This is a genomic window from Bacillus sp. L75 (genome assembly GCF_003676355.1).
GTDB lineage: Bacteria > Bacillota > Bacilli > Bacillales > Bacillaceae > Bacillus > Bacillus velezensis.
The window spans coordinates 1-12,198 of record NZ_ML064912.1 but is presented as its reverse complement, the minus strand read 5'-3'; the positions used below and the strand labels follow the sequence as shown (position 1 = coordinate 12,198).

The following is a 12,198-nucleotide window of genomic DNA, read 5'->3' as shown; positions in this document are numbered from 1 at the left end:
AACCTTTTTTATCAACAGCATAGACCGAAAAAGAAAAAACTTAAACGCAAAAAGTGCGATTCTGCTTAGGAATAGAGCCATTTTTACCAATAAAAAAACCGAAGTTCCGATTTTACCCGGACTTCGGTTTTCTGCTATCTTTATGGGAAATAACGAGATGGCGGTACCGGCCTTCACCGGTAGAAAACGTTTTGATATTTGGATGCTTTGACAGCGCGTCATGGATGATTTTTCTTTCACCTGACGGCATCGGTTCTAAATGCACATCTTTTTTCGTTTTCGACACTTGCTTGGCCAGCCTGTTTGCCAGCTGCTCCAGAATTTCTCTTCTTTTCCGCCGATAATTCTCAGCGTCGACAACGGCTTGGCGATACTGGCCGGAGCCGTGGTTCAAAACAAGCTGCGTCAATGTTTCCAGGGCATTGAGTGTTTGTCCTCTTTTGCCAATAAGCAGCGCCGCTTTTTCACCTTTAATGTGAAAACAGACTGTTTTCTTGTTTTCTTCCGTAACAATCTCAGAAGGTCCGGCAATGGAATGGATGATTTCTTCCAAATACGCTTTCGCTTCATGAACAGGATTTTTTTTCTCTTCCAGTTCTACGATCGCATTCTTTTTTCCAAAAATACCCAAAAACCCTTTGTATCCTTCTTGCACCACCGTTATTTCTACTTGATCTTTCGTCAGTTGAAGTTCCTGAAGGCCTGATTGAACTGCTTCTTCGACATTCCGTCCCGCAGCAGTCACCTTCTTCACTTTTTCTTTCCTCCCGCTTTCTGCGTTTCCGGATCGTGTTTAATGTCAGGTCCTTTAATAAGGAATGTCTGAGCAATCATAAACAGGTTTCCGACTACCCAATACAGAGAAAGCGCGCTCGGGAAGTTGATCGCAAATACGATGATCATGATCGGCATAATCCATACCATCATTGCCATTTGAGGATTCTGAGTCGGATTTCCGGCCATCATCAGCTTCTGCTGGACAAAAGTGGCCACACCGGCAACGATAGGAAGAATATAGTAAGGATCCTTCTCTCCTAGGTCAAACCATAAAAAGCTGTGCTGTGAAATGGCTTGCGTACGCATAATGGCGTGGTAGAATCCGATCAAAATCGGCATTTGAATCAGGATCGGGAAACATCCCGCCAGCGGGTTTACCCCGTGCTTTGAAAACAGGGCCATTGTTTCCTGCTGAAGCTTCTGCTGCGTTTTTTGATCTTTAGAGCTGTATTTTTCTCTGAGCTTCTGCATTTCAGGCTGCAGCGCCTGCATCGCTTTTGAGCTTCGAAGCTGCTTGATCATCAGCGGCAGAATCAGCAGACGAATTAAAATCGTAACGATGATGATCGATAAACCATAGTTATCGCCCGTCAGTTTCGCTACGTACGTAATGACTTCTGACAATGGATACACAACATATTTGTCCCAGAAATGCGGACTATTCGCCGTAATCGGCTCTTTCACACTCGAGCACCCGGCCAGCAGCACGAGCATACCGACCATACTCAGTAGTAACCATATTCTCCTTTTCAAGAACGTTTCCTCCTATACCAATCTTTATGAACCTTGTATGTATTTTAGCATCTTTCAGTTTCAAATGGCGTTCATTTTTCGCCAAATAAAAGGAAGCGCTTTTAAAAACGTGAAGAAAACAAAATATGAGCTATTTTGACGAAGATTTCTTATATAATGAGGTTTTTCTGAATAAGTGCTGCAGACTCTTTTTCGTTTCTTCAAAACTGAGGTCGCCGGCGGGTTTTCTTGCGATAATAATAAAATCTTTCGGCTTGAGCAGCTCTTTTTCCTCCTGAACAGCCTGTCTGATTAACCGCTTCACCCGATTGCGCACGACGGCATTGCCGATTTTTTTACTGACAGAAAGCCCTACCCGGAGCTCTTCCTGTTTCGGCTGATCAAGCGTATACAGCACGAACTGGCGGTTTGCCATAGACGTTCCGCGTTTAAACACTTTTTGAAAATCTTCATTTTTCTTTAACCGATTTCGCTTCTTCACTTTAATTCACTCCGATATTCACTCGCAGAAACTTTTATTTCTATCTAAAAAAAACGGGCCGCCGGAATACTGAAGAAATTTCTCCAGTACCGGGCGACGCATGACATCTCACTCTCTTAATGTGAAAAAAGACCACTGACATTATTCAGTGGCCTAAGCTGATAATACTTTTCTGCCTTTGCGGCGACGGCGTGCTAATACTAGACGACCGTTTTTTGAACTCATACGGCTTCTGAAGCCATGAACTTTACTGCGTTTACGGTTATTCGGTTGGAATGTTCTTTTCATTTATGACACCTCCCTCGAGGAATAGCTGTTAAAGACAGTCTTACTTATTATATTTGTGCTGCCTATTCATTGTCAACTTCAGCAGTGCTTTTATTTCTTACAACCATAATAGGATAACATACCTTAACCAGTTTAGAAACCTTATTTTTCATATTCCTTTTTTTAACGCAAAAAAAAAGCCGCGCTCCCCCGGAAAAACGACATGTGGATAATTTTTTGGCCTTTTTTTAATATCCACAGTCGTTATCGACAACATTTTCACATTGCTAACCCCTGTGGACAAAGATTTTTCAACAAGTTGTCAGGTTTGTGGATAAGATTACGAGAACCATTGCAAGTCCTCGCTTAATTTGATATTATATTTGTGTTTTAACTCTTAATTACTTATCCAGCCCATTCTCTTTATCCACAAACTGTGGATAAGTTGTGGATTGTTTTCACACAGCTTGTGTAGATTGTTGTCCACAACTTGTGGAATTTGTCGAAAAGCTGTTTTTCTACTATACTATATGTTTTCAACATTTCGTGTGTACGAATGGTCAGAGCCATATGCTCTTTTTTTGTGTTCTATAACAGGGAAAGGGCGCTGATTTTTAAAGAAAAGGAGGGCTGTGCCGGATAATGGAGAATATATTGGATCTTTGGAATCAAGCTCTAGCTCAAATTGAGAAAAAGCTAAGCAAACCGAGTTTCGAAACTTGGATGAAGTCGACGAAAGCCCATTCGCTGCAAGGGGATACCTTAACCATCACCGCTCCCAATGAATTTGCCAGAGACTGGCTGGAGTCCAGGTACTTACATCTCATTGCAGATACCATATACGAATTAACCGGGGAAGAATTGAGCGTCAAATTTGTCATTCCTCAAAATCAGGACGAAGAAAACTTTTTACCGAAACCGCAAGTGAAAAAAGCGGCAAAAGAGGAACCGTCTGATTTTCCCCAAAGCATGCTCAACCCGAAATATACATTCGACACATTCGTCATCGGATCGGGAAACCGATTCGCCCATGCAGCATCACTGGCTGTGGCGGAAGCACCCGCTAAAGCGTACAACCCTTTATTTATATACGGTGGAGTCGGCTTAGGAAAAACCCACTTAATGCACGCGATCGGCCATTATGTCATTGATCATAATCCTTCAGCCAAAGTGGTGTACCTGTCTTCTGAAAAATTCACAAATGAATTCATCAACTCAATCCGCGATAATAAAGCCGTTGATTTCCGCAACCGCTACCGGAACGTTGATGTACTTTTGATAGATGATATTCAATTTTTAGCCGGAAAAGAACAAACACAGGAAGAGTTTTTCCATACATTCAACACGCTTCATGAAGAAAGCAAACAAATCGTGATTTCCAGCGACAGACCGCCGAAAGAGATCCCAACCCTTGAAGACCGCCTGCGTTCGCGGTTCGAATGGGGATTGATTACGGATATCACACCGCCGGATCTGGAAACGCGGATTGCCATCCTGAGAAAAAAAGCGAAGGCGGAAGGTCTTGATATTCCGAACGAGGTCATGCTTTACATCGCGAATCAGATTGACAGCAACATCCGCGAACTGGAAGGGGCATTAATCCGGGTTGTCGCCTATTCATCCTTAATCAATAAAGACATTAACGCAGACCTGGCTGCAGAAGCATTGAAAGATATTATTCCGTCTTCTAAGCCGAAGGTCATTACGATAAAAGAGATTCAGCGGATTGTCGGACAGCAGTTCAACATTAAGCTTGAAGATTTCAAAGCGAAAAAGCGCACGAAATCCGTGGCGTTCCCAAGACAAATTGCGATGTATCTTTCAAGAGAAATGACGGATTCTTCTTTGCCTAAAATCGGGGAAGAATTTGGCGGCAGAGACCATACAACCGTCATTCACGCCCATGAAAAGATTTCAAAACTGCTGATTGATGACGAGCAGCTTCAGCAGCAGGTGAAAGAAATAAAAGAACTGCTTAAATAATAGTGCCCTCGGATGAATCGGGGAAAGTGTGAATAACTTTTTCATAGCCATACACAGTCTGTCCACATGTGGATAGGCTGTGTTTCCTGTCTTTTTCACAACTTATCCACAAATCCACAGGCCCTACTATTACTACTGCTATTTTTAAAATATATTAATTATATTATCCGTTAGGAGGATAAACATGAAATTTACGATTCAAAAAGATCGTTTAGTCGAAAGTGTACAAGACGTTCTAAAAGCCGTTTCATCCAGAACCACAATTCCCATTCTCACCGGTATTAAGATCGTCGCCTCAGATGAAGGAGTATCTTTCACAGGAAGTGACTCTGATATTTCAATCGAGTCATTCATTCCGAAAGAAGAAGATGATAAAGAAATCGTGACGATCGATCAGCCGGGAAGTATCGTGCTGCAAGCGCGTTTCTTCAGCGAAATCGTTAAAAAACTTCCAATGGCGACTGTTGAAATCGAAGTTCAAAATCAATATTTAACGATTATCCGTTCCGGAAAAGCCGAATTTAATTTAAACGGCCTTGATGCAGATGAATATCCGCATCTGCCGCAAATCGAAGAGCATCACGCCATTCAGATTCCGACGGATCTTTTGAAAAACCTGATCCGCCAAACCGTGTTCGCTGTGTCCGCCTCAGAAACACGCCCTATCTTGACAGGTGTAAACTGGAAAGTCGAAAACGGTGAATTATTATGCACTGCCACGGATAGCCACCGACTCGCTTTAAGAAAGGCGAAGCTTGATATTCCGGAAGACAGCTCTTATAACGTGGTCATTCCTGGGAAAAGCTTAACCGAGCTGAGCAAAATTCTTGATGACAACCAAGAACTGGTTGATATCGTCATTACAGAAACCCAAGTTCTGTTCAAAGCGAAAAACGTATTGTTCTTCTCAAGATTGCTTGACGGAAACTATCCGGACACGACCAGCTTAATTCCGCAGGAAAGCAAAACGGAAATCGTCGTGAACACGAAGGAATTTTTACAGGCGATAGACCGTGCTTCTTTATTGGCGAGAGAAGGCCGCAACAACGTTGTAAAGCTTTCTGCCAAACCGGCGGATTCGCTGGAGATTTCATCAAATTCTCCGGAAATCGGGAAAGTGGTCGAAGCTGTGCTGGCTGACCAGATTGACGGCGAGGAATTAAATATTTCATTCAGTCCAAAATATATGATGGACGCACTGAAAGTACTTGAAGGAGCGGACATCCGTATCAGTTTTACGGGAGCGATGAGACCGTTTCTTATCCGTACGCCGAATGATGAAACCATCGTTCAGCTCATCCTTCCGGTCAGAACGTATTAATCAAACAGAATGTGCTGCCGGCTTAGTTCGGCAGCTTTTCTATTCATCAACCGCTCCCTCAAGTTTTCCCTTTCCTTATTTCAGGATTTTTTAGTACAATTAGATATTAGTGATATTTGAAAGAGGTCGATAATATGGCAAATCCGATTTCGATTGATACAGAAATGATTACGCTTGGCCAGTTTTTAAAATTAGCAGATGTGATTCAGTCCGGCGGCATGGCGAAGTGGTTTCTGAGCGAGCATGAGGTGACTGTCAACAATGAACCTGACAATCGCCGCGGCAGAAAGCTTTACGTTGGAGACGTGGTCGCGATTGAAGGATTTGGTTCATTTCAAGTCGTCAATTAAAGCGGGTGACAGCGGTTGTATATCCAAAATTTAGAATTAACATCCTACCGTAATTATGAGCGCGCTGAGCTTCAATTCGAAAACAAGGTGAATGTGATCATCGGGGAAAATGCCCAAGGCAAAACCAATCTGATGGAAGCCATCTATGTCCTTTCGATGGCAAAATCACACCGCACCTCAAATGACAAAGAACTTATACGGTGGGACGAAGACTATGCTAAAATAGAAGGAAGAGTGATGAAGCGAAACGGGGATATCCCGATGCAGCTTGTCATCTCCAAAAAAGGTAAAAAGGGCAAGGTCAATCATATAGAGCAGCAAAAACTCAGTCAGTATGTCGGAGCGCTGAACACCATTATGTTTGCCCCTGAGGATTTAAATCTCGTCAAAGGAAGCCCCCAGGTGAGGAGGAGATTTCTCGATATGGAGATCGGGCAGGTTTCTGCCGTTTATCTGTATGATTTATCTCTTTATCAAAAAATCCTTTCACAGCGGAATCATTTTCTGAAACAGCTGCAAAGCCGGAAACAGACTGACCGGACCATGCTTGACGTTCTCACTGATCAGCTGATTGAAGCAGCCGCAAAAGTTGTCGCCAAACGTCTGCAGTTTACGGCGCAGCTTGAAAAATGGGCGCAGCCGATCCATTCCGGCATTTCCCGGGGACTTGAAGAACTGACGCTTAAGTACCACACGGCGCTTGATGTATCAGATCCCAAAGATTTGTCGAAAATAGGTAACAGCTACCAGGAGTCTTTTTCGAAATTAAAAGAAAAAGAAATAGAACGAGGCGTCACATTATTCGGACCGCATCGGGATGATGTCCTTTTTTATGTGAACGGACGCGATGTGCAGACGTACGGTTCGCAGGGACAGCAGCGTACGACGGCTTTGTCTTTGAAGCTGGCCGAAATAGATTTGATTCATGAAGAAATCGGAGAATACCCCATTTTACTTTTGGATGATGTACTAAGCGAGCTGGATGATTACCGACAGTCCCATTTGCTTCATACGATCCAAGGCCGTGTGCAGACATTTGTCACCACGACAAGCGTGGATGGCATTGACCACGATACCTTACATCAAGCAGGAATGTTCCGTGTGGAAAACGGTACGTTAGTGAAGTGAAGAAATGAGGTGAGCGATTGTATATTCATTTAGGTGACGACTTTGTCGTTTCAACACGCGATATCGTCGGCATTTTTGACTGCAAGGTCAATGTATCGCCGATCGTTGAAGAATTTCTGGACAGACAGAAAGAAAAAGTAGTGCCGTCCGTAAACGGCACGCCAAAGTCTATCGTAGTCACGACTGAGAATATATATTACTCTCCCTTATCTTCCGGCACACTGAAGAAACGTGCGCAATTTATGTTAGAAATAGATTCTTAGCGGATCTTTACAATGAATATATCGTTTAAGAAAAGTGTAGGTGAATGTGCATGGCTATGGAACAGCAGCAAAATAGTTATGATGAGAATCAGATACAGGTATTAGAAGGTTTGGAAGCTGTTCGAAAGAGACCGGGGATGTACATCGGATCAACTAACAGCAAAGGCCTTCACCACTTGGTGTGGGAAATCGTCGACAACAGTATTGACGAAGCCCTGGCCGGTTATTGTACAGATATTAACATCGAGATTGAAAAAGATAACAGCATTACCGTTAAGGACAACGGGCGCGGAATTCCGGTCGGTATCCAGGAGAAGATGGGCCGCCCTGCGGTTGAAGTCATCATGACCGTTCTCCACGCCGGCGGTAAATTTGACGGAAGCGGATATAAAGTATCCGGCGGTCTTCACGGTGTAGGGGCATCTGTCGTAAACGCCTTGTCGACCACTCTTGACGTTACGGTTCATCGTGACGGAAAAATCCACTATCAGGCGTACGAGCGCGGTGTACCTGTGGCCGATCTTGAAGTGATCGGTGATACTGATAAGACCGGAACGATTACGCACTTCGTTCCGGATCCGGAAATCTTCAAAGAAACAATCGTATACGACTATGATCTGCTTTCAAACCGTGTCCGGGAATTGGCCTTCCTGACAAAAGGCGTAAACATCACGATTGAAGACAAACGTGAAGGACAAGAACGGAAAAACGAGTACCACTACGAAGGCGGAATCAAAAGCTATGTTGAGTACTTAAACCGTTCCAAAGAAGTCGTTCATGAAGAGCCGATTTATATCGAAGGCGAGAAAGACGGCATAACGGTTGAAGTTGCATTGCAATACAACGACAGCTATACAAGCAACATTTATTCTTTCACAAATAATATCAACACTTACGAAGGCGGGACGCACGAAGCCGGATTTAAAACCGGTCTGACCCGTGTCATAAACGACTATGCAAGAAGAAAAGGGATTTTCAAAGAAAATGATCCGAATTTAAGCGGGGATGATGTGAGAGAAGGGCTGACTGCCATTATTTCAATTAAGCACCCTGATCCGCAATTCGAAGGGCAGACGAAAACGAAGCTCGGCAACTCCGAAGCGAGAACGATCACTGATACGCTGTTTTCTTCTGCGCTGGAAACATTCCTTCTTGAAAATCCGGACTCAGCCCGCAAAATCGTTGAAAAAGGTTTAATGGCCGCAAGAGCGCGGATGGCAGCGAAAAAAGCACGGGAATTGACCCGGCGCAAAAGTGCGCTTGAGATTTCCAATCTGCCGGGCAAACTGGCGGACTGTTCTTCTAAAGATCCGAGCATTTCCGAGCTGTATATCGTAGAGGGTGACTCTGCGGGCGGATCAGCGAAACAGGGACGGGACCGTCATTTCCAAGCTATTCTGCCGCTGCGCGGTAAGATTCTGAACGTTGAGAAAGCCAGACTTGATAAGATTCTCTCAAACAATGAGGTCAGATCAATGATCACGGCCCTCGGAACAGGAATCGGAGAAGATTTTAATCTTGAAAAAGCGCGTTATCATAAAGTGGTCATCATGACGGATGCAGATGTTGACGGCGCCCACATCAGAACGCTTTTATTAACGTTCTTCTACAGATACATGCGGGAAATCATCGAAAACGGCTATGTCTACATTGCCCAGCCGCCGCTTTATAAAGTGCAGCAGGGAAAACGGGTGGAATACGCTTATAACGATAAGCAGCTTGATGAGCTGTTAAAAGAGCTTCCGCAATCACCTAAGCCCGGCCTTCAGCGTTATAAAGGTCTTGGAGAAATGAACGCGACTCAGCTTTGGGAAACGACAATGGACCCTGCGACCAGAACGCTTCTGCAAGTCAATCTTGAAGATGCAATGGACGCTGACGAGACTTTTGAAATGCTGATGGGTGACAAAGTAGAACCGCGGAGAAACTTCATAGAAGCAAACGCCAGATACGTGAAAAATCTTGATATTTAACCAAGAAAGCCTTATTTTCGTTAAGAAATAAGGCTTTTTTCTCAAAGCGGCTTCTAAAGCCTCTGAAAACCCGCAAAACCCGTATATTCTACTAAATTAATGTGTATAAACACAAGTTTATTGATATAATGGAGAATAGTGAAATCGTATTGAAGATCATAATGGACAATCTACTCCCACATTATTTCATGTGATACTTCAGGGAGGTTTTTTTAATGAGTGAACAAAACACACCACAAGTACGTGAAGTCAATATCAGTCAGGAAATGCGGACATCCTTCCTGGACTATGCAATGAGCGTTATCGTATCCCGGGCGCTTCCGGATGTGCGTGACGGTCTGAAGCCGGTTCACAGACGGATTTTGTACGCGATGAATGATTTAGGCATGACCAGTGACAAACCATATAAAAAATCTGCCCGTATCGTCGGTGAAGTTATCGGTAAGTACCACCCGCACGGTGACTCAGCGGTTTACGAATCAATGGTCAGAATGGCGCAGGATTTTAACTATCGCTACATGCTTGTTGACGGACACGGCAACTTCGGTTCGGTTGACGGCGACTCAGCGGCCGCGATGCGTTACACAGAAGCGAGAATGTCAAAAATCGCAATGGAAATCCTTCGGGACATTACGAAAGATACGATTGATTATCAAGATAACTATGACGGCGCAGAAAGAGAACCTGTCGTCATGCCTTCGAGATTTCCGAATCTGCTCGTCAACGGAGCTGCCGGTATTGCGGTCGGAATGGCGACAAATATTCCTCCGCATCAGCTTGGGGAAGTCATTGAAGGCGTGCTTGCCGTAAGTGAGAATCCTGAGATTACAAACCAGGAGCTGATGGAATACATCCCGGGCCCGGATTTTCCGACTGCAGGTCAGATTTTAGGCCGGAGCGGCATCCGCAAGGCATATGAATCCGGACGGGGATCCATTACGATCCGGGCTAAGGCTGAAATCGAAGAGACATCATCGGGAAAAGAAAGAATTATTGTCACGGAACTTCCTTATCAGGTGAACAAAGCGAGATTAATTGAAAAAATCGCAGATCTTGTCCGGGACAAAAAAATCGAAGGAATTACGGATCTGCGTGACGAATCCGACCGTAACGGAATGAGAATCGTCATTGAGATCCGCCGTGACGCCAATGCTCACGTCATTTTGAATAACCTGTACAAACAAACGGCCCTGCAGACGTCTTTCGGAATCAACCTGCTGGCGCTCGTTGACGGACAGCCGAAGGTACTAAGCCTGAAACAATGTCTGGAGCATTATCTTGATCACCAAAAGGTTGTGATCCGGCGCAGAACGGCTTACGAACTCCGCAAAGCGGAAGCGAGAGCTCACATTCTGGAAGGTTTAAGAATTGCTCTCGATCATTTAGATGCCGTTATTTCTCTTATCCGCAATTCCCAGACGGCTGAAATTGCGAGAACAGGTTTGATCGAACAATTCTCACTGACTGAAAAACAAGCGCAAGCCATTCTGGATATGCGCCTTCAGCGATTAACCGGTCTGGAGCGCGAAAAGATTGAAGAGGAATATCAATCACTTGTTGCGCTTATCGCCGAGCTGAAAGATATTTTAGCCAATGAAGCAAGAGTTCTTGAGATCATTCGTGAAGAGCTCAATGAAATCAAAGAGCGTTTCAATGATGAGAGACGCACTGAAATCGTGACGTCCGGTCTTGAAACAATTGAAGATGAAGATCTTATCGAGAGAGAAAATATCGTCATCACACTGACCCATAACGGCTATGTTAAACGTCTCCCGGCGTCCACATACCGCAGCCAAAAACGGGGCGGAAAAGGCGTACAGGGAATGGGAACGAATGAAGATGACTTTGTGGAACACTTAATTTCCACATCAACGCACGATACGATCCTGTTCTTCTCTAATAAAGGGAAGGTATACCGTTCTAAAGGATATGAAATCCCTGAATACGGCCGTACGGCAAAAGGCATTCCGATTATTAACCTTCTGGAGGTTGAAAAAGGCGAATGGATTAATGCTATTATTCCGGTCAGCACGTTTGATGAGGAGCAATACCTCTTCTTTACGACCAAACAAGGGGTGTCGAAACGTACGGCACTGTCCCAGTTTGCGAATATACGGAATAACGGGCTGATCGCCCTAGGTCTCCGGGAAGACGATGAACTGATGGCCGTCCGCCTGACTGACGGCAAGAAACAAATCATCATCGGAACGAAGAACGGTTTGCTGATCCGTTTCCCTGAAGCAGATGTAAGACAAATGGGACGCACAGCTGCGGGTGTTAAAGGCATCACGCTGACAGACGATGATGTCGTAGTAGGCATGGAGATTCTTGAAGAAGACTCCCATGTCCTCATAGTGACAGAAAACGGCTACGGCAAACGCACACCGGCTTCAGAATACAGAGTTCAAAGCAGGGGCGGAAAAGGCCTTAAAACATGTAAAATCACTGACAGCAACGGTCCGTTAGTAACCGTGAAAGCAACAAAAGGCGAAGAGGACTTAATGATTATTACGGCAAGCGGCGTGTTAATCAGAATGGATATTAATGATATTTCCACTACGGGACGCGTAACACAAGGCGTCCGTCTGATCCGCATGTCTGATCAAGAGCATGTAGCCACTGTGGCGCTTGTGGAAAAGAATGAAGAAGAGCCGGAAGAAACGGAAGAAGTATAAACGAAAAAGCGCAGCTGCAACAGGCTGCGCTTTTACTATATAAAGAAATGAAAAAAAGCTTTGACACATAGCGATGATACTGATATAATTCTTTTTGTTGTCTTTTTAATAGAAAGGCAAGCCTAGCGAAAATATTTTTTAAAAAAGTATTGACCTAGCAAACTGAAAATGTTATGATTAAGAGGTCGCTTCGAGAGAAGCAACAAAGTTCTTTGAAAACTAAACAA

The 12,198-nt window shown here is 44.2% G+C and carries 11 protein-coding genes; 7 read left to right on the top strand and 4 right to left on the bottom strand.

The window, feature by feature from the left end; genetic code table 11:
* Window positions 1–112: 112 nt before the first annotated feature.
* From jag to rpmH, 4 genes are all read right to left on the bottom strand, one after another.
* Window positions 113–754, bottom strand: a complete 642-nt coding sequence (jag, locus tag D5S11_RS15995; RefSeq protein ID WP_032868209.1) for an RNA-binding cell elongation regulator Jag/EloR — start codon at window positions 752–754, stop codon at window positions 113–115.
* Window positions 751–1,500: a YidC family membrane integrase SpoIIIJ gene (spoIIIJ, locus tag D5S11_RS15990; protein WP_007409906.1), complete on the bottom strand. Its 750-nt coding sequence runs from the start codon at window positions 1,498–1,500 to the stop codon at window positions 751–753. The genes jag and spoIIIJ overlap by 4 nt, the downstream gene beginning before the upstream one ends.
* Window positions 1,501–1,660: 160 nt before the next feature.
* The gene (gene rnpA, locus D5S11_RS15985) at window positions 1,661–2,011 is read right to left on the bottom strand and encodes a ribonuclease P protein component (protein ID WP_004392944.1); all 351 of its coding nucleotides are present in this window, start codon (window positions 2,009–2,011) and stop codon (window positions 1,661–1,663) included.
* Between the two features lie 153 nt (window positions 2,012–2,164).
* Window positions 2,165–2,299, bottom strand: a complete 135-nt coding sequence (rpmH, locus tag D5S11_RS15980) for a 50S ribosomal protein L34 (protein ID WP_003178075.1) — start codon at window positions 2,297–2,299, stop codon at window positions 2,165–2,167.
* A 621-nt stretch (window positions 2,300–2,920) separates the two neighbouring features.
* Here rpmH and dnaA point away from each other — a divergent pair.
* The 7 genes from dnaA (at window position 2,921) to gyrA (ending at window position 11,971) form a co-directional block, all read left to right on the top strand.
* Window positions 2,921–4,261, top strand: a complete 1,341-nt coding sequence (gene dnaA / locus D5S11_RS15975; RefSeq protein WP_007409908.1) for a chromosomal replication initiator protein DnaA — start codon at window positions 2,921–2,923, stop codon at window positions 4,259–4,261.
* A 184-nt stretch (window positions 4,262–4,445) separates the two neighbouring features.
* Window positions 4,446–5,582 (top strand): DNA polymerase III subunit beta, encoded by a 1,137-nt coding sequence (gene dnaN / locus D5S11_RS15970; RefSeq protein WP_014416704.1) that lies wholly within the window; start codon window positions 4,446–4,448, stop codon window positions 5,580–5,582.
* A gap of 134 nt (window positions 5,583–5,716) precedes the next feature.
* Window positions 5,717–5,932: a ribosome maturation protein RlbA gene (rlbA, locus tag D5S11_RS15965; protein WP_004392910.1), complete on the top strand. Its 216-nt coding sequence runs from the start codon at window positions 5,717–5,719 to the stop codon at window positions 5,930–5,932.
* A 15-nt stretch (window positions 5,933–5,947) separates the two neighbouring features.
* The gene (recF, locus tag D5S11_RS15960) at window positions 5,948–7,060 is read left to right on the top strand and encodes a DNA replication/repair protein RecF (RefSeq protein ID WP_007409910.1); all 1,113 of its coding nucleotides are present in this window, start codon (window positions 5,948–5,950) and stop codon (window positions 7,058–7,060) included.
* A gap of 17 nt (window positions 7,061–7,077) precedes the next feature.
* Window positions 7,078–7,323, top strand: coding sequence for an extracellular matrix regulator RemB (gene remB / locus D5S11_RS15955; RefSeq protein ID WP_004392908.1), 246 nt, complete (start codon window positions 7,078–7,080; stop codon window positions 7,321–7,323).
* Between the two features lie 56 nt (window positions 7,324–7,379).
* Complete coding sequence (gene gyrB / locus D5S11_RS15950) at window positions 7,380–9,296, top strand: DNA topoisomerase (ATP-hydrolyzing) subunit B (protein WP_011996153.1); 1,917 nt, start codon at window positions 7,380–7,382, stop codon at window positions 9,294–9,296.
* 215 nt (window positions 9,297–9,511) lie between these two features.
* Entirely contained in the window at window positions 9,512–11,971 is a 2,460-nt protein-coding gene (gene gyrA / locus D5S11_RS15945; protein ID WP_015239009.1) for a DNA gyrase subunit A, read from the top strand.
* Window positions 11,972–12,198: the final 227 nt, after the last annotated feature.

Excerpts from the sequence above, each read along its gene's own strand:
- spoIIIJ (WP_007409906.1), bottom strand. The coding sequence starts at position 1,500 with ATGGTCGGTATGCTCGTGCTGCTGGCCGGGTGCTCGAGTGTGAAAGAG.
- rpmH (WP_003178075.1), bottom strand. The coding sequence starts at position 2,299 with ATGAAAAGAACATTCCAACCGAATAACCGTAAACGCAGTAAAGTTCAT.
- dnaA (WP_007409908.1), top strand. The coding sequence starts at position 2,921 with ATGGAGAATATATTGGATCTTTGGAATCAAGCTCTAGCTCAAATTGAG.
- dnaN (WP_014416704.1), top strand. The coding sequence starts at position 4,446 with ATGAAATTTACGATTCAAAAAGATCGTTTAGTCGAAAGTGTACAAGAC.
- rlbA (WP_004392910.1), top strand. The coding sequence starts at position 5,717 with ATGGCAAATCCGATTTCGATTGATACAGAAATGATTACGCTTGGCCAG.
- gyrB (WP_011996153.1), top strand. The coding sequence starts at position 7,380 with ATGGAACAGCAGCAAAATAGTTATGATGAGAATCAGATACAGGTATTA.
- gyrA (WP_015239009.1), top strand. The coding sequence starts at position 9,512 with ATGAGTGAACAAAACACACCACAAGTACGTGAAGTCAATATCAGTCAG.